The sequence below is a fragment of the Tenacibaculum sp. genome (assembly GCF_050290165.1).
Classification (GTDB): domain Bacteria; phylum Bacteroidota; class Bacteroidia; order Flavobacteriales; family Flavobacteriaceae; genus Polaribacter.
Map to the genome: position 1 here is coordinate 1 of NZ_JBNKHD010000017.1, position 20,427 is coordinate 20,427.

Sequence of the window (20,427 nt, forward strand, 5' to 3'; positions counted from 1 at the left end):
GAAGAAATTTATAGAAGGAGGTAAATATTTGTTTTAATTTTTAAAAACTATTACTAATTATGTGTTTGAATTAGAAAAATATTATAGGTTGATTTTAAGTAAAAAAGTAATTACTGTAACTGAAAGTATACAATTAGAAGAGGTACAATTAGAAGATTCCAAAACTCTTTTAACCTTAATGGACGAAGTTTATAAAGCCGCCTACAAGCATTTTTGGAAAGATGAAGGTAGTTGGTATGTACAAACTCAATTTTCAAAAAATAATTTAGAAAAAGAATTATCAGAAGATAATACGAACTACTACTTTATTCTTTATAATGGAGAAAAAGTGGGAATTTTTAGAATTTTATGGGGTAAAAAGTTATCAGGATTTGACAACCAAAAAATGGTAAAGCTTCATCGAATTTATTTACACGAAAAGACCCAAGGAAAAGGAGTTGGTAAACAATTGTTAACTTGGTTAGAAGAAGAAGCAATAAAAAAACAATATGAATTGATATGGTTAGATACTATGGATGAAAAACCTCAAGCTTTTGAATTTTACAAAAAAGTAGGGTACCAATACCATTCACATTGTTTTTTAGATTTTGAATTATTGTTTGAAGAAATGAGGAAAATGAGTCAGGTATATAAAATACTTAGTTAAACTCCTGTACTTCCAAATCCACCAGCACCGCGTGCAGTTTCGTCTAATAGTTCAACTTCTTGCCATTGTATGCGTTCGTGTTTAGCAATAACTAATTGCGCAATACGTTCACCATCATTCACTATAAAATCTTCGTTAGATAGGTTCACTAAAATTACCCCAATATCTCCGCGATAGTCAGCATCAACAGTACCAGGAGAATTTAACACGGTAATTCCTTTTTTGGCTGCAAGTCCACTACGAGGACGTACTTGTGCTTCGTATCCAACAGGAAGAGCAATAAATAATCCTGTTTTAATGATAGCTCTTTCTAAAGGTTTTAAAATCACAGGCTCGTTTAAATTGGCACGTAAATCCATTCCAGCAGAACCATCAGTTTCATAAGCAGGAGTTTGGTGTTTAGATTTGTTTATGATTTGTACGTTCATATGTTTCAAATTTTTCAACTTCCAAATATAATAAGCTTAAGGTTTAAAAGAAGAATATAGATTTCTTAATTTTGTCACTACAAACAAATATTACTTATGAGCAATCAAACTAAAATAGCTGTGTTAGGAGGGGGAAGTTGGGCGACTGCTATTGTTAAAATGTTATCTGAAAATTTAGAAACTATAGGATGGTATATGCGTAGTGTGTATGCTATTGAACATATAAAACGTAATAAACACAATCCTAATTATTTAAGTTCAGCAGAACTGCATCCAGAACAACTCGATTTGTCGGATGATATGAATTACATTGTTGAAAATTACGACGTGTTAATTTTTGCAATCCCTTCAGCATTTTTAAACAAAGAGTTAGAAAAACTAACAGCTTCTTTAACAAACAAAGTTGTTTTTTCTGCAATTAAGGGAATCGTTCCTGAATCGGGATTAATTGTAGGCGAGCATTTTCATGATATATACGATATTCCTTATGATAATATTGGAGTAATTACGGGTCCTTGCCATGCTGAAGAAGTAGCAATGGAGCGTTTATCTTATTTAACATTAGCTTGCCAAGATCAAGAAATAGCCAAAGAACTGAGTAAATCGATTGAAGGACGTTATATTAAAACAAAAATTTCCGACGATATTATAGGTACTGAATATGCCGCCATGCTAAAAAATATTTATGCAATAGCAGCAGGTATAGCGCATGGTTTAGGTTATGGAGATAATTTTCAAGCTGTATTGATGAGTAACGGTATTCGTGAAATGAAACGTTTTATTAAAAAGGTTCATAAAATGAAACGTAACATTAACAACTCAGCGTATTTAGGTGATTTATTAGTTACAGGGTATTCAGTTTTTAGTAGAAACAGAATGTTTGGAAATATGATAGGTAAGGGCTATACAGTAAAATCTGCTATGTTAGAAATGAGTATGGTTGCAGAAGGGTATTATGCTGCTAAAAGTGCCTACGAAATCAATCAAAAAAATGGTGCAAAAACTCCAATTATTAACGCTGTGTATAATGTATTATACGACAAAAAAGAAGCGAAAGATGAGTTTTTAAAGTTAACAAATAGATTAGATTAGTTGCTTGCATTTGTACAAATAATCCTTCTTAAAATGAATTAAGAAGCCCCATCAATCGCTTCTATAATTGAGTTGTGTATAGGTTTTGTAATGAATTACATATATAACAAAGTTAGTTTAAAATTCTGATTTGCAAAGATTTTAATAAAAAATCTTACTAGATAAAAATAACGTTTAATTTTACTATTAATTGTATTTTTGTTACTTTTAGTTTAAAATTAAACAAAATATGAAAACAATTCAAGAAGCTGTTGAAATTACCATCAGGAAAACTCCCTTTATAGAGGAGGCTTTGAACGAAAAACTAATTAACGTATCCTCATTAGCAAGAGAAATTTTACCGGAAGTTTCTAAACTTTTAAAAAAGGAAATAAAAGTTGGTGCAGTAATGATGGCGATTAATAGATTATCTCCAGCAAATGAATTGAGAGTTCGTAAAAATATTAAACGACTTGCTTTAAATTTAGGTGATGTAATTGTTCGATCAGATTTATGCGACTTTACTTTTAAAAATACTACCTCATTACTCAAAGAAATTGCTAAAATTTTAAGTAAATCGGCCGATAGTAATGATTACTTTTTAACCGTTTCGCAAGGAATTTTTGAAACCAATATTGTAACTAGTAAAAATTTACAACCGTATGTTGAAGAAATTTTCAAAAAGGAAACGTTAATTAACAATGTAAACGATCTAGCGTCAATTACAATTAAGCTTCCGAAAGAAAATTTAGATCAATCAGGGGTTTATTACTTTATATTAAAGCAATTTGCTTGGGCAAATATTGCGGTACAAGAAGTTATTTCTACTACTCACGAAATGACTATTGTAGTAAAAGAAAGAGATGTAAATGAAACCTTTGCCATTTTAATGGATTTGAAATTAAATTAATATATGGAAAAAAAAGATCCGTACGCTTCACTTAGGATTAAAGAGTTTAACATTTTCCTTTTAGTACGTTTTGCATTGGTATTTGCTTGGTCAATGCAATTTATCATTATCGAATGGCAAGTATACAGTCTTACTAAAAATCCACTTTCATTAGGAATTATAGGATTGATGGAAGTTATTCCAGCTGTATCTATGGCATTATTTGCAGGTCATATTGTTGATCAAAAAGAAAAACGAAATTTACTTGCGTTGTGTATAGGATTATTTTCACTTATTAGTTTTGGTTTATTCTTTTTAACCCTACCGAGTTTTGTTGAAGGATGGGATAAAATTAAAGTGCTGTATGCTATTTATGCCTTGGTGTTTTTTGGTGGATTTTTACGCTCGTTTTTTGGGCCTACTATTTTTTCACTAATAGCATTAATTGTACCTAAAAAATTATATCCAAATGCCGCTACATGGAGTAGTTCTACATGGCAAATAGCTTCGGTATTAGGGCCAGCCTTTGCTGGATTAACCATTTCTTGGATTGGTGTGCACTGGTCGTTATGTATTGTTTTTGGATTGGTTTCCGTATCATTTTTCACGGTGTTTTTAATTAAAAAGAAACCTATTCTAAACCCTAAGATAGGTGAACCTGTAATGAAGAGTTTAAAGGAAGGGGTTCGTTTTGTGTATAAAACCAAAGCTATTTTAGGAGCCATTACTTTGGATATGATTTCAGTATTATTTGGAGGTGCAGTTGCACTGTTACCAGTTTATGCACAAGATATTTTAAAAGTAGGTCCAGAAGGTTTTGGTGCTTTACGCGCTGCACCCGCCATAGGAGCCTTTTTAACAATGTTAATAACAGCTTATATACCTATCAGTAAGAATGCAGGAATAAAGCTTTTAGGAGCCATTTTTGGCTTTGGTGTATGTATTATCATTTTCGGATTATCTTCTGTATTTTGGATTTCTATTGTTGCTTTGTTTTTTAGTGGTGTTACCGATGGTGTTTCGATGGTTATTCGTCAAACTATTTTACAATTAAAAACACCCGACCATATGCGTGGTAGAGTAGCTTCGGTAAACTCAATGTTTGTAGGATCTTCAAATGAATTGGGTGCTTTTGAAAGTGGAGTAACAGCAAAGTTAATGGGAACAGTAACTGCTGTCGTTTTTGGTGGAACTATGACATTAATTACTGTGCTAACAACTGGAATTATCAATCCAACCTTAAGAAAATTAGACTTGACAAAAGATTTAGAAGAACACGAAAAAGCAGCTTAGATAGGGTTTTACTTTATTTAAAGTATTATAAATCAGATTAAAAGTAAGGTTTACCCTTACTATAAATACGGATTAACCTCACTTACTTTCTTTTTATTTTGACTATTTTTAGTAGCAATTTTTATTACTAATTTAAAATTATGTATGCTATGAAAAATAAAAGAAGTAAAATAACTAATCTCTTAAAGGTTGGAATATTATTATTTGGTTTTTCTTTATTGTTATGGAACTGTGAAAATGAAAATTTAGCAATTAACAATGAACAGAACTCTAATATTAAAGAGCAATTTACTTTAGATAATTTTAAAAATTCATTTGTAAAAAATAATTTAAAAATTAACTGGGATGATTATATTATAGTTAATGAAGAGCAAAACAATGCTATTACTTATGAGTTTAATACTTCACTTGTTGGTAAAAATGAATCATTAAATAAAGGGCAAGATTATTTTTACAAATACAAATTATTGGCAAAGTATAATACAGGAGATAATGTTAGTTTCGAAGTTTTAAAATTTATTTCTAATTCTCAAAAAGAAATAAAAAATGTTTCAATTTTAAATATTTCTGACTTTACAGGAACTTTACACTATTATAATCTTTTAGGTGAAACTAGTAAAATAGAAGCCTATAAAAAAGGAAAACTTATTAGTGAAGTAAATAACAAACTACAAATACACAATAATTATGCCTCTAAAACCCCTTACATGGGGAGATATGTGCTTGTTGTTACCGATTATTATGTAGATTGGTATAAAGGAGGAGGAGATGGAAATTTTGTATATATGTTAAGTGTATACGAGTCAACTTCAGTTGAATATGTGTATATAGAAGAGGAATATAGCGGTGGGGAAGGAGGAGATACTACACCAGTTCTCCATTCCCATTATGATGAGCCTCATGGTCCTTCAATGGGCTTAGATAATCATCCTGAAGAAATAATAGACAATACAAGAAACCCTTGTGTAAGTGCTATTATAAAGGCTTTACAAGAAAAAGACACCTATGGAGCCTTGGTACCCGATTTAAAGGGTAAAACCCACCTCTCGCAAATGGTATTGGATTTATTTGGTGAATGTACAAATCACGACCTAGTAATTGATATAGCACAGTTAGGTACAAACTCGCAAGGTTTTCCTTTAAATGCCCAAACCAACGGAATAGAAAGTATTACCTTAGATACCGATTTGGTAAAAGAGGCTACGCAACTTTCTATTGCTAAAACCTTAATACATGAAAGTTTACATGCTTATATTAATCTTTACTTAGATAAATATGACAGAAGTAAGACCTTTGAACAATCAATAAAAATTTATTATACAAAATACAAAAATGACCCCAATTTGTCGCAACACAATTTTATGAGTCAGTTTGTAGAAGCTTTGGCGTATTCGTTATCTGCCTATGATAATCACCAACAAGATATGAGTTATTATACTGCACTATCTTGGGGAGGATTGGAAAGTTCAGACGCCTATAAAGCATTAAGTAGCACAGAAAAAACAGCCATACAAAAAATTATTAACAATGAAAGATATGCCAAAAGCGATGCAAAAAGTACTAAATGCTAACAGTTTTATTTATTTATTTATTTGTTTTATAACAATATCATGTTCTTCTAAGAGATTATTAATTGATGAAAACCAAATTGATGTCCTAAATGAAGTTTTAAAGTCATCTAAATACAATACGTATTATAAAACCATAATTAAAGACTTAAATAAACCAATAGAAGATTATATTACAAATGATATGGAATTTCAATTTTGTGAAAATGACACCATAGAACCAAAAGAAATATCTTTTTTAAAAAATCAAAAGCTAGAGATTGTAAATCTCTATAGGCTACCGTTAAGTATAAAGGAAAAAATAACGAAAAAAAAGAAAGGTTTTGAAACCTCATTTATTTCTATGCCTATTTTGTTTAGAAATAATACTATGGCAATCTATTATTCAACTCAAAGATATGGGGGGAGTTTTATGTTGTTAAAAAAAGAGAATTCAACATGGAAAATTATTTGTTCAAGTTTAGTTTGGATAGAGTAAATAAAAGATATGCGAAAAGTGATGCAAAAAGTACTAAATGTCCATAGTTTTATTTATTTACTTACTTATTTATTTATTACAGGATGTGCTAATAGTAGGGTTAAAGTTACGCAAGGTAATTATTCAATAAAAAAATTTAAGTCTTCTGATAGTTGGATTACCATAAATGCATATGATAATGAAATTTCGTACGGTGCTCTTACTCCAATTATAAAAATTAATAAATTATATTTTCATAATGAAGGGATTAAAACATTTAATGTAGAAGACTCCAACTATGGTATACGAATTTCTCATATCGGTAAAATATCTATAGAAATAAAAGACTTAGTTGTCAAAAAAGGAGACTCTATAGTAATTAACGCTTATTTAAAAGATGATCCTACACCAATAGTTGATTAAACATAAAGAAAGAAGGAGTGGGTTTTCACTCCTTTTTTTATAATTCTATTTTTTTATCAACGTACAGCAACCACCATAAAGTATGAAGTATTATACAGCTATGTGTTGGGGAGGTTTGGAAAGTTCGGAAACCTATCAAGCATTAACAGAAGATGAACAAGAACAAATTCAAAAAATAATTAATAATGAAAGATATGCAGAAAGCGATGCGAAAAGTATTAAGTGTAATTAATTTTACTCTAATTATATTAATTTTTTCTTCTTGTGGTTCTACTAATAGAAGTAGAATTCCACAAGAATTATACAAAGAAGAGTATAAAATAATAAACACCTTTTTTACTAAGGATATTAAAGATAATATTTACCTACATAAAAATTTTTTTATAGATACAAAGATTGCTCGATATTTTAATTCAAAAAATATAGACTCAATAATTGAATCTAGAGGTATTCCGTCATATATTTCTGAAGATACATTAAAGGTTCTATTAAATAAGAAAGTTCGTGAAGAGTTTCATACATTAATTTTGTCTTCAAAGAAAATCAAAATTGATAAGAATAGAATTTTAAGTGAAAATTTAAAATTAACTAACAAAAAAGAATACTTAATTAGTTTGCCCTTGATTATTGATGATTTAGCTATTTTTAGTAAACAAAGTAAATTTGAAACTCCTGTTTTCATAATGCAAAAGAGAAAAGGTAAATGGGAGATTATATATACTTTTTATGATAAGTTAATACTAATCTAAGAGATGTTAAAGATGCGAAAAGCACTAAATGTAAATAAAACAGTTATGATTCTAGCCTTTTTAATTCTTTATGCTTCATGTAAAGTAACTGAAAGAGTTAACATAACCGAAGGTACTTATACCTTTAAAAGATTTGTTTCCAAAAGTGGTTTTTCAAGCATTAATGTCAAAGCCTATGATTATGAATATAAAAATGATTTAAATGCAGGTTTAACAATAAATAATATTTACTATGATTTAAATTTTAATGAGGAAAAAAAATAGTTCCTTTACATATTATTGCTAGTCCTAAAAATAAATTTAAAGTTAGGTTTTTCTTTCCTTCGAGGTATTCTATAGATTTAAAAGACTTTGTGTTAAACCAAGGCGATTCAATAGTGATTAATGCTTATCTAAAAGAAGACAACCGCCCTGTACATTAAAAAAATGAAAATACCTGAAAGTTAACTTTAGGGTATTTTTTATCAGTTTACGACAACCATCAACAACCCATGGAGTATTATACTTCGATGTGTTGGGGAGGTTTGGAAAGTTCGGAAACCTATCAAGCATTAACATGAAGATGAACAAGAACAAATTCAAAAAATTATTAATAATGAAAGATATGCAGAAAGTACTAAATGTCATAGTTTTATTTACTTATTTATTTATAAATGGATGTGCTACCGTTAAAAATAATGATGAGTCTTCTCATTTATACCATCAAAAAAAGTTTAGATCAAAAAGTGGATTTTCAAGTATTGTTATAAATACATTTTATGATGATAAGAGTAAAACAAAAGTTTTAGCTGCTGCAACGGTTAATGGCATTTACTTTCCGAGTGAATATCAAGATGAAAAGATACTTCCTATAGTAATAAAAACGATTCCTGATAATAAATATAAAATTAAAGTTTTTTCTCCTGGTCTTCTATCTCTTAAGATTGAAAGCTTAAAAATAAACAAAGGAGATTCAATAGTTATTAACGCTTATTTAAAAGAAGATATAAGACCAATAGTTGATTAAGCACAAAAAAAGGAGTGACTTTTCACTCCTTTTTTAAATCTATTCTTTTTATTCCGCTTACGACAATCATCAACAACCTATGGACTATTATATAGCTATGTGTTGGGGAGGTTTGGAAAGTTCAGAAACCTATCAAGCATTAACAGAAGATGAACAAGAACAAATTCAAAAAATAATTAATAATGAAAGATATGCAGAAAGCGATGCCAAAAGCACCAAATGTAATTAAAACACTTTTAATTGTAACTTTTTTAATGTTTATGGTTTCATGTAAAGTAACAAAAAGACCCGATGTTGTGGATGATACATACACTTTTGAAAAGTATACTTCTAAAAGTGGTTTTTCAAGTATTAATGTTAAAGCCTATGATTATGAATATAAAAATGATTTAAGTCCTAGTGTAACAATAAATAGTATTTATTATGATATAAATCTTGATAAGAAAAAAAAAACACTAAGTGTGAGAGTTTCTCCAAACAATAAATTTGATGTAGAAGTATTTCTTTTATCAAGGCATACAGTTAAAGTAAAAGAGTTTTATATAAAAAGAGGAGACTCTATAGTGATTAATGCTTATTTAAAAGAAGACAACCGTCCTGTATACTAAAGAAGCTTACAATGCCCGAAAGTTAACTTTCGGGTATTTTTTTATCAGTTTACGGCAACCATTAATAAAATATGGACTATTATACAGCTATGTGTTGGGGAGGTTTGGAAAGTTCGGAAACCTATCAAGCATTAACAGAAGATGAACAAGAACAAATTCAAAAAATAATTAATAATGAAAGATATGCAAAAAGCGATGCGAAAAGTACTAAGTGTGAATAAATTGATATATATATTTATATGTTTATTAGTATTTGGATGTAGTAGTTCAAGAGAAAATTTCATAAATAAATTTTCTAATTATACTGTAAATAAATTTAAATCTAATCGTAGATCTATTAAAATAAATGTTTTAGATAAAGGATTCCCTTATGATACAATACCTAGTCCTCTTATAATAATAAATAATCTTTATTTTGGTGAAACGAGTTTTTTTAGACCAACTACTGGTAAGCACAGTATAGAAATAGCGGCACTAGGGAAAATTAGTGTGATAATAAAAGACTTGATTGTAAAAAAAGGAGACTCTATAGTTATCAATGCTTATTTAAAAGATGACCCTACACCAATAGCTGATTAAACATAAAGAAAGAAGGAGTGGGTTTTTCACTCCTTTTTTTATAATCCTATTTTTTTTATTCCGCTTACGATAATCACCAACAAGATATAAGTTATTATACAGCTATGTCTTTGGGAGGATTGGAGTCGTCTGATGCGTACAAAGCTTTAAGTAATACAATAGTAATAGAATTATTACTTGGAAATAAAATGTGAAAAGGTACTGTCTATTTCTTAAGTAAGAAAAAAAGCCCAGAAACATAGTCTCTGGGCTTTTTTATGATAACTTTCTAACATTGATTACGACATATCAAAATAATTAATTTTGGTAATGATGTTTGTCGCTTGATCAAATTCTATATTGATAAAAACATCACAGCTTTCGCATTCAGCAAATAAAATGCTTTTATCACCATTTCTACCTTTACTAAAATTAACAGTACCTAATTTACTTATAGGATCTCCTACAGTAATGGTAATACCTTTAATGGTAAAGTTTACTTCGTTAGTAAGCACTACAAAAGATTCTATATAAGGCTTACTTTTTCCAGCGGTAGAAAAATCGAGCTTTAATCCGTTGAATTTATAATAATAATAAAAACCATTATCTTCAAAAGAAGTAGAAGCTCCTAACAAAGACTCTACTTTGGGTTGTTTACCTAAGGTTTTTTTAACGTCACTTAACGTCACATTATTAATTTTACTGTTATCAATTTCAGAGTTTGATAGGGTATTAACCGTTTGACTTTTTACTATAAAACTGGTTAATAAAAATACTAATACTACTACTTGCTTCATTCCACTTTAAAAATTAATTATACTAACCTTTTTGCAGCTAATTTTTAAGAGTGCCAAATATATAATACTAGAATAATTTTATAGCTAATATCTAGTTAAAATTTACTGTTAAATTTATTTTTTTCTCAAGCTCTTGTTGATGATGTAAAGTTGTTTTTTTATCCCAATTAAAGCGTAATGCAAATTCTTGTACAACAAAGTCTTTATAAGCATCTACACTAGGTTTGTCAAAAAATAAACGACCTGTTCGTCTCATAAAAAAGTCGGTTGGTGTACAAGCCATTTCATGTTTTATAGTAAACCATATTTCTGCTTGTAACAAACGTTGCTCAAAATTATCTTCAGTTAACTCATCAAACTTATCTAAAATAAGCTCAGTTTGTTTACCGTAGTTGTGAACCAAATAGCTAGCATCTTTTTCAGAAAAACCGTACGGTTTTATACGTTTGAATACCTGATTAATGTATAGCTTAACTGATTTGTAATTTTGAAAAGGACCTCCAGCTAATACGATTTCTTCAGTTTGAATTAGGTCAAAATCTACTTCAAAACGTCGTTTCATTTTTTTAGCTACTATGTCTACAATACGTTCTGCCATTTTTCGATATCCAGTTAATTTACCTCCAGCAATGGATATTAACTTTGTATCTGAAACAAAAATTTCATCTTTTCTAGATAATTCTGAAGCCGATTTTCCTTCTTCGTGAATTAACGGACGTAATCCTGCCCATGAAGATTGAATATCATTAATAGTTAAATGAATATCTGGAAACATGTTATTAACAGCTTCAATTAAGTAAAGAGCATCTACCATAGAGGTTTCTACAGAATCTTTATCTTGTTGGTAATTGGTGTCGGTAGTTCCAAAATAAGTTACTTTTCCACGAGGGATAGCAAACATCATGCGACCATCAGGAATATCAAAATACACCGATTGTTTTACAGGTAATTTTTCATAAGGAACAACCAAATGCACTCCTTTGGTCAAATGCAAACGTTTTCCAATTTTTGAATTGTTAATTTGACGTAATTCATCTACCCAAGGTCCAGCAGCATTTACTACATATTTAGATCTGATATTGTAGCTTTCATTGGTAAAAACATCGGTTACTTTAGCGCCTACAACACGTTTGTTTTCGTAGATGAATTCATCAGCATTTGTATAGTTCAATATTTGTGCATCGTATTGACTTGCTGTTTTTAAAACTTCAATGGTTAAACGAGCGTCATCAGTACGGTATTCAGCATAAAAACCTGCACCGTTTAAGATGCTTTCAGGTAATAAAGGTTCCTTTTCTAAAGCTTCTTTTTTATCAAGCATTTTACGTTTGTCATCTCCTTCAACAGAAGCCAACACATCGTAAACTTTTAACCCAATTGAAGTTAACCAAGAACCGTAAGTACCTCCTTCAATTAAAGGTAAAATCATCTTTTCAGGAATTACTAAATGCGGCGCTAACTTATGAACAATAGCACGCTCAGTACCTACTTCTTTTACCAGCCAAAAATCAAATTGTTTTAAATAACGTAAACCTCCGTGGATTAATTTGGTTGATTTACTTGAGGTACCAGAAGCAAAGTCGTTTTTTTCTATCAAGGCTACTTTCATTCCGCGAGAAGCTGCATCTAAAGCAATACCAGCACCAGTAATACCACCACCAATTATTAGAATATCGAATTCTGTATTTTGTAATTCTTGCTGAATATTTGGTCGGTTAAAAAAAGAAAAATTGTTCATAGATGTTTTTTAGCTATCAAAAGTAAGAATAAAAAGAAATGAAAACACATAAAAAAAAGAGCCGAAAATGCTAGCTCTTTTTTCTTACTATAGAATCAATTACTGATTCATTTTCCCCAATTTATATCAGCTTTCTTTTTAAGTTTTTCAGGTCCTTCTTTTAACCATAGGTTAAATGTATTGGTACCCCAAGAGTTATAGAATAAATACAATTTACCTTCTCTTATTTCATAAGTTTCTGGATCTATATTGACTTTCTCTCCTTTTTTACCCATGGCATAAGCACAGTAACCACCATATTGTGGAACATATTTTGTAGGGTTTTCTTTAAACAGCGCTAAGTTTTTTTCTGAAGAAAATTTAAATTTTACTCCATCATAAGTGGTAGAAAACTCATTTTTCCCTTTTTCTACTGTGTTATTGAAATAAGATACTACATCATACCCATCGGCTACATATCCTTTTTTAGTGTTGTAATCTGATTTTTGAGCTAAAACTACTGATGATGTTAGTAAGAGTAAAAGAATAAAAATGTTCTTCATAAGTATATGGTTTTTGGAGTAGTCGGTAGTAAATAAAAAACTTACAGCTTGTCTTATTACGAGCTGTAAGTTTTTTACTCAATTTTGGTCATATACATAAACCAGTTCCACTCCCAAGTTTTCCCATTATCATTAGAGAAAGCTTGACTCCAAATAGGATTTTTTTTATCAGTTATGTCCCATTTAAATATAACGATAACGTTTTGGTTATTGATAACATCTTTGGTATAAAAATAACCAATGTTATTTTCGAAAGAACCCACTACTGGAGGATCAAATGTTGCTCTGCTAGAATCTGCCCAATACATACTCCATAATTTGGTTTTTGGATTGAATAATCTAACAGTCATTCCTTCAAAAGGTTCTCCATTCCTAATAGCAATAAAATTATCTATATTTCCTAAACCGTGTAGTACTTTATACATTTCTTGGGTAGACTCAAACTCTATCCATTCATTACAATTATCAAAAAGAGTTTTAAGTTTTAAATTTTTGAGTTTAAACTTTCCTTGAAAAAAATCAAAATCATCTTTTGAAGAAGTAGGAGAAGGGGTTATAATTAACTCGTTATTCTCATCAACCTGTAATTCAGGTACTACTAAATTTACATTTTCAATCATTATTCTTTATGTTTTTTAATGTTAATGAATCAAAAATAATAGCAGTCAATGACAACATTATGTCAGTGAAAAAACAAGAATTTTAAAATATTTTCATGTAATCTTGAATGGTATATGTATGTTCTTTTTTAAAATGTTGATTAATAACTCTTAAACTAAGAATTTTATCAACTTTAAAATCTCTATAATTTTCGCGTAACCAACACCAAGCAATAACATGCCATTGTTCAGTATAAAAAATAATGCCAATAGGTTCTATTTTTCTTTCAGTGGTATTTCCTTTTGCGTCTGAGTAGGTAATAGAAATTATAAGTTTATCTGTTATTGCATTTTGAATCTTAGATAAGTTGTCACTATCCTTTCTGTAAGGAGAATAAACCTCTACTTTAGATGAAAATGAAGCAGTTTTTTCCCAGTCTTGATATTTTAATACTGCTTGGATTTTTTTTAATGCTGATTCAGAGTTTTTAATGATAGTTTTATCGGTAAATTTATTAGCTAATGATTGCAATAAAATAAGAGCATTTGCTTCTTCGGTAGTAAAATGTAAAGGAGGTAAAAAGTAACCTTGTACTAACGTATATCCTTTATCCTTTTCGAAATAAATAGGAATACCTATTTCACTTAAGGCTTTTAAATCTCTATAAATAGTACGTACACTTAAATTAAATTTTTCGGCCAAAAAATCAGCGGTTACATATTTTTTAGACTGAATACTCAACATTATATTCATTAATCTATCTACTCTATTCATAAAGTACTTTTAATATTGCTGTAATAATGTATAAGGTTGTTGGATTTTACCATTTCTAATGGGCAAAATTTCTCCAAATTGTAAAAAAACAAATTCACTTTGATGAGGCCTTAAGAAGATAAAATCATCTACTTGTAAAGATATATTTTTAGGAATATTAATCATTGTTTGATTAGTTGAATCACCGAACAAATTATTTTGTTTTATTCCTTTAGGATAGTAATAATCTGCTTTCCAAAAACCGCCATAAATAAAGGCTGATTTTTTAGTGAAAAATTGTTTTAGTTTTTCTAAACCAGGAAGTATTGTATTAGAAAAAGTTTTTAAAACTGGTGTCGCTATAAATGTTGCTGGTTTATAATTTCTTAACGAAGGTATATCGAACGTTGTTGGTTTTACAAAACATGAACCAATAGCAATATCGTTAATAGGAGAGGAGGATGTTTTGTGTAAATTTAAAGTAGGACTTCCTGCTCCGTTAAAGGTTAAATTATCGTTCCATAACCCAGGAAAATCATTTTTAACTAAGGTTTTACATTGTTGATAAAAGTGATTCGCTAATTGCAATGCTTTTTTTTGAGAACGAATAATTGTTGGAAGTTTTACTACATGTGGATCATAGCCCATAAATCCAGAAAATTCAACAAACTTTTGATTGTTTTCAATAAGCGATAGCCCTTTTGTTAAACTTTTTAATGAAGAAAATCCACCGCGGTGTAATCCCACATCAATTTCAATATTCAATCGTAATTTTTGATTGAGTTGTTTAGCTAAACTGATGTATTCTTCAATTCGTTTTTCAGTATCTACCAACCATTGAATTTGGGTGTATGGATTAAATCCGTTACGTTGTTGAGGTAAGTTATTATAAAAATATTCCGCAGTTTTTATTGGCATGGGTTTCCCTAATAAAACATCTGCTTTGTTATCTAATTGAGAGGTTAAATCACTTAGAAAAGGTTGATGAAAAACCATCAATTTGTTTGAGTTGGTTTTTTGTAAGATGTATTCAATCAATTGAACAGCAGGCAATGATTTTACTACAACTCTGAGCGAAGAATCCTTTCTAAAATTAGAAAGTACTTCTGCAATATTTTCATCTAAAATATCTAAATCTACCAACAAACAAGGAATGGCTCGTTGGTAGTTTTTTAGTTCGTTATTTAGTGTTTTAAAATAAACATCCATACAATTAAATACCTAACAGTTTTTGAAGATACGGATTCACAAAGATATTTTCCGGATCATGTTCTTTTCTGAAAGTCATAAAATCGGTGAATTTAGGATACATTCTTGCGATATCATCAGTGGTAAATGTATTCATTTTACCCCAATGAGGTCTTCCGTTATAGGCTTTAAAAACTTCTTCTAAAGCAGCAAAATAAGCACTACTATCTTTTTTATTGTATACATGACAAGCAATATATGCCGAATCTCTTCCGTAGGCAGGACTCATAAAAACGTCATCTCCTTTTACCCAACGATTTTCAATAGGAAAATGAATATTAAATTTTTTAGAATTGACAATTTTTTGCACATCTTTAAATACATCCTGGTAAGTTTCTGCAGGAATATTATACTCCATTTCATGGAATTTTACCATTCGTTGCGTAGCATATACTTTATGGCTGTGATATACCTTTCTTACATTACTTATGCTAGCAGCTGTAATGTTAGCAACAGTTTTATTTTGTGATGGAAAAATTGTTGCATACTCGCACATCAACTTAAAAACATAGTTTTCGAGTACATATTCAGTCCAATAATTGAAAAAATTCACTTTATCAGGCTCAGAATCTTCAACAATGTTTGAAGTTTTTGTCCAAGCGGTATTGGTATAGGGAATCCAGTAAAACTCAAAATTACGGTTTTGAGAATTTCTTTCATCCATGGTAGCTAACACATCGCTTAACTTTTCCTTTTTGTTTTGAAGTTTTAGTTTATAGGTAGGAACACATTGTAAAGTAATTTCAGTGATAATACCTAAACAACCTAACGACACTTGGGCAGCTTTGAATAGTTCAGTGTTTTTTGTAGTAGAACACTCAATGATTTCTCCCTTTCCATTCACAAATTTTAACCCAATAACTTGGTTACTGATAGATTTTAGATTTATACCAGTACCGTGTGTTCCTGTACTTATAGCTCCCGCAATTGACTGAACGTTGATATCGCCCATATTTTCCATGGCAAGTCCTTCTTTAAAAAGGAGTTCTCCTAAGAGTGATAGTTTTGTTCCTGCTTTAACAGTAGCTTGATTCTTTTTTTTATCAATTGAGATGAGTCCTTGAAAATTATCCAGACTCACCAAAACATCATCGGTACTACATAAAGAAGTAAAAGAATGACCAGAACCAATAACCCTAATTTTTTGGTTAAATCGTATAGCTTTTAAAACAAGTTGTTGAATTTCATTTTCTGAATGAGGGAAAGCAACTGCAGATGGATTCCACTGTACATTTTCTGCCCAGTTTTTCATAAGACCTTGAACTAATAGAGGTTAATTGACTGGGAAGATAGTAAAAAATAGAAAAGTTATAAAACCATCAAATTACAACCACGGATATCTGAATTATCAAAACGACCTATAATTTCAAAACTATTGTCTTGGTATACTTTACCTAAATCTTGTGTCGCAATAAAGGAACAGGAATTGTAGTTTGCTAAGTCGATTACATTAATTCCACCTGATTTTCCTTTAGGCAAGATAGTTAAAGGGTCTTCTGTATCACGAGTTAGGATTTGCATCCAAGGGGGACAGTTAAAAACACCATTTCCTTTTGAATACCCTTGACTTAATAATTCTGTCATTCCGTATTCAGAATGAATTTCATTTACTCCAAAACCATTGCTTAAAATTGCATGTAATTCGTTACGAATAAGCTCTTTTCTTCTTCCTTTCATTCCACCAGTTTCCATTATAATGGTGTTGGAAAGGTTGAATTCATATTGCTCTATCAAATCTAACAAAGCAAAAGAAACTCCAATAAGTAATACTTTTTTTCCTTGCCTATCTAATCGTATCAATTTTTCAGTAAGTTCACCAAGATTGTTGAGGTAAAACCCGCTTTCAGAATGTTTAGAACGTTTAATTAAATCATCTACCATATAAATTAAAGAAGAACCTTTCCGTTCCAAGTAATTAGGTAGCAAAGCTAGTACTACATAATCTTCTATATTTCCATAAAAATGTTCAAAACCTTTTAAATAACTGGTTTCGTACCAAGATACATCGGTAACTAAATGCTTACTGGTTGTACTTCCTGTAGTTCCAGAACTTGTAAAAGTTTCTTGAATTTCATTGGTTGAAGAAAGCACTTCTCGAGTTTTAAAAAATTGAATAGGTAAAAAAGGAATTTGCTCAATAGTATGCACATCTGAAGGGTGCACATAGATTAAATCGCAAAAAGAGCGATATACTTTGTTATTGGCAAACTGGTGTTTGAAAACCTGCAGTGCAGTTGTATTAAAATCTTCTGGAGATTGTATGTTAAAAACGGTGTTTTTCATAAACTTTTACAAAAATAAGAGTATTGTACGCAACCTTTTTAATTTTTTTTCATCTAGTATATAAATCATGGAAATTAAAAAGTTAATAACCCCCAATAATTATATATCATGAAAAAAATTTTAATTCTTTTTTTAAGTGTATTTACGTTTTATTCTTGTTTAGATGATGACGGCCCAACTTATAAGTATGAGTATTTAACGATTGACAGTGCTATTACCCCCGAAAGTTTTACATATGGAGAAGTAGATACTATTAAAATAAAATACACATTGCCTAATAGCTGTTATGCTTTTGATGGATTATACTATCAAAAAGTTGATACAACTAGAATTGTTGCAGGTGTTGCAATAGTGGCTCTTGATGTTGCATGTACTGAAGAGGAAAGACAAGAAGAATATGCTTTTCCAGTAAAAGCAACTCAAGAAGAAGACTATGTTTTTAAGTTTTGGAAAGGAAAAAATGATGACGGAGAAGATGTGTATGAAGAAGTGGTAATTCCAGTAAATTTGTAGCATCAATTTAGAGAAACTCATACAAGAATGCTGTCATCAAAATATTACAGCGCAGGCCCAAGTTTACCAGTTATTTTCTGGTAAACTTTTCGCGCTTTGTTTAAAGTATTCGCGTAATTATCAAGATGCCGAAGATACATTACAAGACAGCTTTTTAACCATTTTTAAAAAAATGCCTCAATATCAAAACAAAGGTTCTTTTGAAGGATGGATGAAAAGAATAACAATAAATACAGCATTACAGAAGTATAGAGAAAAATCACCTTTACAGCTAGTAGCTGAAGTTTCAAATGAAGAAATAGAGGAAGATGTAGTACTTGAAACTGAAAATATAAGTGTAGAGACATTGTTGAAGCTAATTCAAAATTTACCAGACAGATATCGGTTGGTTTTTAATTTATATGTATTAGATAATTATTCACATAAAGAAATAGCAACATTATTAAAAATTACTGAAGGTACGTCAAAATCTAATTTATCAAGAGCAAAACAGATATTAAAAAAGGAGATGGAGTTGCATCTAACCAAAGTACAAAATGCATAACTGATGGAAGAAAAAAACATCGATAGATTATTTCAAGAAAGACTTAAAGATTTGGAGATAACTCCAAATGAAAGAGTATGGAATGCTATTGAAGGAAAACTCAGTAAGAAAAAAAAGAAAAGAGTTTTTCCTATATGGTGGTTTTCAGGCGGTGTTGCAGCAACACTAGTGTTAGGCTTTTTATTGTACCCTTATGTTGATAAACAAGAAAATACAAACGAAATAGATGCTATTATAGTTGAGTCACCAACTCAGCAAAATAAGGATAAAAAAGAATCAGAAGAAATTGTATCAATAGAATCTGAAAAAGAAAGTATAAAAGAAACACTTATAGTTAAGGAAGAAACCAATCAAAAAGAGGAATTTCAAAAAGATGAAATTCTAAATACAAATCATGTTGTAAAAATTAGTAAAAAAGAATTCCAAGAAAAAGAAGAAATTGAAACTAGTAGAGAAGTTGAAGGGGCTTTAGTAGTTCAAACGAATATTGAAAAAGAAGAGAAAAATTCGAAAAAGAAATTGAAAGAAAAGCTTCATGAGAATGAAGTTTTAACCACTAATCATGTTGTGAAGATTAGTAAAAAAGAGCTAGAAGAAAAAGATAATAACCAAACTAGTAGAGAAATTGAAGGTTCTCTACTAGTTAAAAGTAATGTTGAAAAGAAAGAAACAAACCAAAAAAAGAAATTGAAAGAAAAGCTTCATGAGAATGAAGTTTTAACCGCTAATCATGTTGTGAAGATTAGTAAAAAAGAGCTACAAGAAAAAGATAGCAACATAGCTAGTAGAGTAGTTGAAGGGGCTTTACTAGCTAAAAACAATGTTGTGAAAGAAGAAAAACCTACTGGCAAGCTTGAAAATAGCTTGCCAGTTATTAAAAATGAAGCTCAAGATTTTTCAGAGGAGAAAAAAAGTACTCTCAATGATGTTTTAAACCCAAAACAAGAGTTGTTGGCTGAAATAGAAGAAGAAAATATTAAAGAAAACAAGAACTCAAAAAAATGGTCCATAGCTCCAGTTTTTGCTTTTGTTAAATCGAATTCTTTTTCTAAGGAATCTCCGTTAGACAGTAAACTAATTCAATCACCAACAAATGGAAGCAACAATTTTTCTTATGGTTTAAAAGTTGCGTATCAGTTAAATAAAAGATGGGAAGTACAATCGGGAGTTCAACTACAAAAACTTGATTATGTAAATAATGATGTTCCTGTAACTAATGGTTTTTCTAGCCAAACGCTATCGAGTGTAGAATATACTGATGAGTTTAGTAGCTTTGGTTTTGGAACAAGTACAGGTATGATCGGTATGAGTTCTACAGGATTTGGGATAGTCAATGAAAATGCAACACTAACTCAAAGTTTAGGTTATATAGAAGTTCCTGTAGAAATAAAATACACATTTATAGATACTCAAAAATTTAGTTCTAAAGTAGTAACAGGTTTTAGTTCGTTGTTTTTAAATAAGAATGAGGTTTCTGTTTCTTCGAAAAAAATATCGGAAACATTCGGAAGTGTTAAAAACTTAAATTCAGTTGACTTTAGTGGTAATTTTGGTATTGAATTCGATTATTCAATTAATAAGCAAATCAAATTCAACTTGAATCCGATGTTTAAAGTACAATTAAATACCTTTTCATCTGAAAGTAATGGGTTTAAACCTTATACTTTAGGTTTATATTCTGGAATTAAATATCAGTTTTAAAAATATAATTGA

The 20,427-nt window shown here is 29.9% G+C and carries 27 protein-coding genes; 18 read left to right on the forward strand and 9 right to left on the reverse strand.

The genetic code is table 11. The features are described 5' to 3' along the window. The first annotated feature begins 88 nt into the window (after positions 1-88). Positions 89-646 carry a GNAT family N-acetyltransferase gene (locus tag ACQY6M_RS14655; protein WP_428743468.1) on the forward strand — a complete coding sequence of 186 codons (558 nt, stop codon included), beginning with the start codon at positions 89-91 and terminating at the stop codon, positions 644-646. Here ACQY6M_RS14655 and dut read toward each other — a convergent pair. Next, positions 643-1,074, reverse strand: coding sequence for a dUTP diphosphatase (gene dut, locus ACQY6M_RS14660; protein WP_428743467.1), 432 nt, complete (start codon positions 1,072-1,074; stop codon positions 643-645). The genes ACQY6M_RS14655 and dut overlap by 4 nt on opposite strands. Before the next feature lie 96 nt (positions 1,075-1,170). Here dut and ACQY6M_RS14665 point away from each other — a divergent pair, with 96 nt between their 5' ends. The 14 genes from ACQY6M_RS14665 to ACQY6M_RS14730 all read left to right on the forward strand — a co-directional run bounded on the left by ACQY6M_RS14665 (position 1,171) and on the right by ACQY6M_RS14730 (position 9,717). Beyond that, a complete protein-coding gene (locus ACQY6M_RS14665; protein ID WP_428743466.1) occupies positions 1,171-2,166 on the forward strand; it encodes an NAD(P)H-dependent glycerol-3-phosphate dehydrogenase in 996 nt (331 codons plus the stop codon). A 229-nt stretch (positions 2,167-2,395) separates the two neighbouring features. Then, a complete protein-coding gene (locus ACQY6M_RS14670) occupies positions 2,396-3,055 on the forward strand; it encodes a hypothetical protein (protein WP_428743465.1) in 660 nt (219 codons plus the stop codon). A 3-nt stretch (positions 3,056-3,058) separates the two neighbouring features. Next, entirely contained in the window at positions 3,059-4,327 is a 1,269-nt protein-coding gene (locus ACQY6M_RS14675) for an MFS transporter (RefSeq protein ID WP_428743464.1), read from the forward strand. A 149-nt stretch (positions 4,328-4,476) separates the two neighbouring features. Next, a complete protein-coding gene (locus tag ACQY6M_RS14680) occupies positions 4,477-5,898 on the forward strand; it encodes a hypothetical protein (protein WP_428743463.1) in 1,422 nt (473 codons plus the stop codon). Next, positions 5,855-6,373, forward strand: coding sequence for a hypothetical protein (locus tag ACQY6M_RS14685; RefSeq protein WP_428743462.1), 519 nt, complete (start codon positions 5,855-5,857; stop codon positions 6,371-6,373). Before ACQY6M_RS14680 ends, ACQY6M_RS14685 begins: the two co-directional genes overlap by 44 nt. A gap of 21 nt (positions 6,374-6,394) precedes the next feature. Beyond that, positions 6,395-6,775 carry a hypothetical protein gene (locus ACQY6M_RS14690; protein ID WP_428743461.1) on the forward strand — a complete coding sequence of 127 codons (381 nt, stop codon included), beginning with the start codon at positions 6,395-6,397 and terminating at the stop codon, positions 6,773-6,775. Positions 6,776-6,857: 82 nt separating this feature from the next. Beyond that, positions 6,858-7,007 (forward strand): hypothetical protein, encoded by a 150-nt coding sequence (locus ACQY6M_RS14695; RefSeq protein WP_428743460.1) that lies wholly within the window; start codon positions 6,858-6,860, stop codon positions 7,005-7,007. Beyond that, positions 6,961-7,524, forward strand: coding sequence for a hypothetical protein (locus ACQY6M_RS14700; RefSeq protein WP_428743459.1), 564 nt, complete (start codon positions 6,961-6,963; stop codon positions 7,522-7,524). Before ACQY6M_RS14695 ends, ACQY6M_RS14700 begins: the two co-directional genes overlap by 47 nt. 12 nt (positions 7,525-7,536) lie before the next feature. Then, entirely contained in the window at positions 7,537-7,788 is a 252-nt protein-coding gene (locus tag ACQY6M_RS14705) for a hypothetical protein (protein ID WP_428743458.1), read from the forward strand. 331 nt (positions 7,789-8,119) lie between these two features. Then, complete coding sequence (locus ACQY6M_RS14710) at positions 8,120-8,530, forward strand: hypothetical protein (protein WP_428743457.1); 411 nt, start codon at positions 8,120-8,122, stop codon at positions 8,528-8,530. A gap of 79 nt (positions 8,531-8,609) precedes the next feature. Then, positions 8,610-8,759 carry a hypothetical protein gene (locus ACQY6M_RS14715; protein ID WP_428743456.1) on the forward strand — a complete coding sequence of 50 codons (150 nt, stop codon included), beginning with the start codon at positions 8,610-8,612 and terminating at the stop codon, positions 8,757-8,759. Continuing rightward, positions 8,713-9,138 (forward strand): hypothetical protein, encoded by a 426-nt coding sequence (locus ACQY6M_RS14720; RefSeq protein ID WP_428743455.1) that lies wholly within the window; start codon positions 8,713-8,715, stop codon positions 9,136-9,138. The genes ACQY6M_RS14715 and ACQY6M_RS14720 overlap by 47 nt, the downstream gene beginning before the upstream one ends. Positions 9,139-9,209: 71 nt before the next feature. Then, positions 9,210-9,359: a hypothetical protein gene (locus ACQY6M_RS14725; protein ID WP_428743454.1), complete on the forward strand. Its 150-nt coding sequence runs from the start codon at positions 9,210-9,212 to the stop codon at positions 9,357-9,359. Next, the gene (locus tag ACQY6M_RS14730; protein ID WP_428743453.1) at positions 9,313-9,717 is read left to right on the forward strand and encodes a hypothetical protein; all 405 of its coding nucleotides are present in this window, start codon (positions 9,313-9,315) and stop codon (positions 9,715-9,717) included. The genes ACQY6M_RS14725 and ACQY6M_RS14730 overlap by 47 nt, the downstream gene beginning before the upstream one ends. A 278-nt stretch (positions 9,718-9,995) precedes the next feature. On the opposite strand, the gene ACQY6M_RS14735 is transcribed toward ACQY6M_RS14730, so the two are convergent. The 8 genes from ACQY6M_RS14735 to ACQY6M_RS14770 all read right to left on the reverse strand — a co-directional run bounded on the left by ACQY6M_RS14735 (position 9,996) and on the right by ACQY6M_RS14770 (position 17,657). Next, positions 9,996-10,493, reverse strand: coding sequence for a hypothetical protein (locus ACQY6M_RS14735; RefSeq protein ID WP_428743452.1), 498 nt, complete (start codon positions 10,491-10,493; stop codon positions 9,996-9,998). A gap of 91 nt (positions 10,494-10,584) precedes the next feature. Continuing rightward, positions 10,585-12,231 (reverse strand): glycerol-3-phosphate dehydrogenase/oxidase, encoded by a 1,647-nt coding sequence (locus ACQY6M_RS14740; protein ID WP_428743451.1) that lies wholly within the window; start codon positions 12,229-12,231, stop codon positions 10,585-10,587. A gap of 107 nt (positions 12,232-12,338) precedes the next feature. Then, positions 12,339-12,773, reverse strand: coding sequence for a YHS domain-containing (seleno)protein (locus tag ACQY6M_RS14745; protein WP_428743450.1), 435 nt, complete (start codon positions 12,771-12,773; stop codon positions 12,339-12,341). 74 nt (positions 12,774-12,847) lie between these two features. Continuing rightward, positions 12,848-13,393 carry a hypothetical protein gene (locus ACQY6M_RS14750; RefSeq protein WP_428743449.1) on the reverse strand — a complete coding sequence of 182 codons (546 nt, stop codon included), beginning with the start codon at positions 13,391-13,393 and terminating at the stop codon, positions 12,848-12,850. A gap of 82 nt (positions 13,394-13,475) precedes the next feature. Continuing rightward, positions 13,476-14,147, reverse strand: coding sequence for a helix-turn-helix transcriptional regulator (locus ACQY6M_RS14755; protein WP_428743448.1), 672 nt, complete (start codon positions 14,145-14,147; stop codon positions 13,476-13,478). Between the two features lie 9 nt (positions 14,148-14,156). Continuing rightward, positions 14,157-15,335 (reverse strand): alanine racemase, encoded by a 1,179-nt coding sequence (locus tag ACQY6M_RS14760; RefSeq protein ID WP_428743447.1) that lies wholly within the window; start codon positions 15,333-15,335, stop codon positions 14,157-14,159. A 4-nt stretch (positions 15,336-15,339) separates the two neighbouring features. Next, positions 15,340-16,626, reverse strand: a complete 1,287-nt coding sequence (locus ACQY6M_RS14765; RefSeq protein ID WP_428743446.1) for a D-arabinono-1,4-lactone oxidase — start codon at positions 16,624-16,626, stop codon at positions 15,340-15,342. Positions 16,627-16,682: 56 nt separating this feature from the next. Next, positions 16,683-17,657 (reverse strand): acyl transferase, encoded by a 975-nt coding sequence (locus ACQY6M_RS14770; RefSeq protein WP_428743445.1) that lies wholly within the window; start codon positions 17,655-17,657, stop codon positions 16,683-16,685. 108 nt (positions 17,658-17,765) lie between these two features. Here ACQY6M_RS14770 and ACQY6M_RS14775 point away from each other — a divergent pair, with 108 nt between their 5' ends. Genes ACQY6M_RS14775 through ACQY6M_RS14785 form a run of 3 tightly spaced genes read left to right on the forward strand, consistent with a single transcriptional unit; the run spans position 17,766 to position 20,415 of the window. Then, entirely contained in the window at positions 17,766-18,170 is a 405-nt protein-coding gene (locus tag ACQY6M_RS14775; protein WP_428743444.1) for a hypothetical protein, read from the forward strand. 43 nt (positions 18,171-18,213) lie between these two features. Next, positions 18,214-18,714 carry an RNA polymerase sigma factor gene (locus tag ACQY6M_RS14780; RefSeq protein ID WP_428744968.1) on the forward strand — a complete coding sequence of 167 codons (501 nt, stop codon included), beginning with the start codon at positions 18,214-18,216 and terminating at the stop codon, positions 18,712-18,714. Between the two features lie 3 nt (positions 18,715-18,717). Next, the gene (locus tag ACQY6M_RS14785) at positions 18,718-20,415 is read left to right on the forward strand and encodes a hypothetical protein (protein WP_428743443.1); all 1,698 of its coding nucleotides are present in this window, start codon (positions 18,718-18,720) and stop codon (positions 20,413-20,415) included. The last annotated feature ends 12 nt before the right edge of the window (positions 20,416-20,427 follow it).

Bases quoted from the DNA above. Each gene is read 5' to 3' on its own strand.
- ACQY6M_RS14675 (WP_428743464.1), top strand. From the start codon at position 3,059: ATGGAAAAAAAAGATCCGTACGCTTCACTTAGGATTAAAGAGTTTAAC.
- ACQY6M_RS14760 (WP_428743447.1), bottom strand. From the start codon at position 15,335: ATGGATGTTTATTTTAAAACACTAAATAACGAACTAAAAAACTACCAA.
- ACQY6M_RS14695 (WP_428743460.1), top strand. From the start codon at position 6,858: ATGAAGTATTATACAGCTATGTGTTGGGGAGGTTTGGAAAGTTCGGAA.
- ACQY6M_RS14720 (WP_428743455.1), top strand. From the start codon at position 8,713: ATGAAAGATATGCAGAAAGCGATGCCAAAAGCACCAAATGTAATTAAA.
- ACQY6M_RS14670 (WP_428743465.1), top strand. From the start codon at position 2,396: ATGAAAACAATTCAAGAAGCTGTTGAAATTACCATCAGGAAAACTCCC.
- ACQY6M_RS14680 (WP_428743463.1), top strand. From the start codon at position 4,477: ATGAAAAATAAAAGAAGTAAAATAACTAATCTCTTAAAGGTTGGAATA.
- ACQY6M_RS14710 (WP_428743457.1), top strand. From the start codon at position 8,120: ATGAAAGATATGCAGAAAGTACTAAATGTCATAGTTTTATTTACTTAT.
- ACQY6M_RS14665 (WP_428743466.1), top strand. From the start codon at position 1,171: ATGAGCAATCAAACTAAAATAGCTGTGTTAGGAGGGGGAAGTTGGGCG.
- ACQY6M_RS14735 (WP_428743452.1), bottom strand. From the start codon at position 10,493: ATGAAGCAAGTAGTAGTATTAGTATTTTTATTAACCAGTTTTATAGTA.
- ACQY6M_RS14705 (WP_428743458.1), top strand. From the start codon at position 7,537: ATGCGAAAAGCACTAAATGTAAATAAAACAGTTATGATTCTAGCCTTT.
- ACQY6M_RS14690 (WP_428743461.1), top strand. From the start codon at position 6,395: ATGCAAAAAGTACTAAATGTCCATAGTTTTATTTATTTACTTACTTAT.
- ACQY6M_RS14725 (WP_428743454.1), top strand. From the start codon at position 9,210: ATGGACTATTATACAGCTATGTGTTGGGGAGGTTTGGAAAGTTCGGAA.
- ACQY6M_RS14775 (WP_428743444.1), top strand. From the start codon at position 17,766: ATGAAAAAAATTTTAATTCTTTTTTTAAGTGTATTTACGTTTTATTCT.
- ACQY6M_RS14715 (WP_428743456.1), top strand. From the start codon at position 8,610: ATGGACTATTATATAGCTATGTGTTGGGGAGGTTTGGAAAGTTCAGAA.
- ACQY6M_RS14740 (WP_428743451.1), bottom strand. From the start codon at position 12,231: ATGAACAATTTTTCTTTTTTTAACCGACCAAATATTCAGCAAGAATTA.
- ACQY6M_RS14785 (WP_428743443.1), top strand. From the start codon at position 18,718: ATGGAAGAAAAAAACATCGATAGATTATTTCAAGAAAGACTTAAAGAT.
- ACQY6M_RS14685 (WP_428743462.1), top strand. From the start codon at position 5,855: ATGAAAGATATGCCAAAAGCGATGCAAAAAGTACTAAATGCTAACAGT.
- ACQY6M_RS14770 (WP_428743445.1), bottom strand. From the start codon at position 17,657: ATGAAAAACACCGTTTTTAACATACAATCTCCAGAAGATTTTAATACA.
- dut (WP_428743467.1), bottom strand. From the start codon at position 1,074: ATGAACGTACAAATCATAAACAAATCTAAACACCAAACTCCTGCTTAT.
- ACQY6M_RS14745 (WP_428743450.1), bottom strand. From the start codon at position 12,773: ATGAAGAACATTTTTATTCTTTTACTCTTACTAACATCATCAGTAGTT.
- ACQY6M_RS14730 (WP_428743453.1), top strand. From the start codon at position 9,313: ATGAAAGATATGCAAAAAGCGATGCGAAAAGTACTAAGTGTGAATAAA.
- ACQY6M_RS14765 (WP_428743446.1), bottom strand. From the start codon at position 16,626: ATGAAAAACTGGGCAGAAAATGTACAGTGGAATCCATCTGCAGTTGCT.
- ACQY6M_RS14755 (WP_428743448.1), bottom strand. From the start codon at position 14,147: ATGAATAGAGTAGATAGATTAATGAATATAATGTTGAGTATTCAGTCT.
- ACQY6M_RS14700 (WP_428743459.1), top strand. From the start codon at position 6,961: ATGAAAGATATGCAGAAAGCGATGCGAAAAGTATTAAGTGTAATTAAT.
- ACQY6M_RS14750 (WP_428743449.1), bottom strand. From the start codon at position 13,393: ATGATTGAAAATGTAAATTTAGTAGTACCTGAATTACAGGTTGATGAG.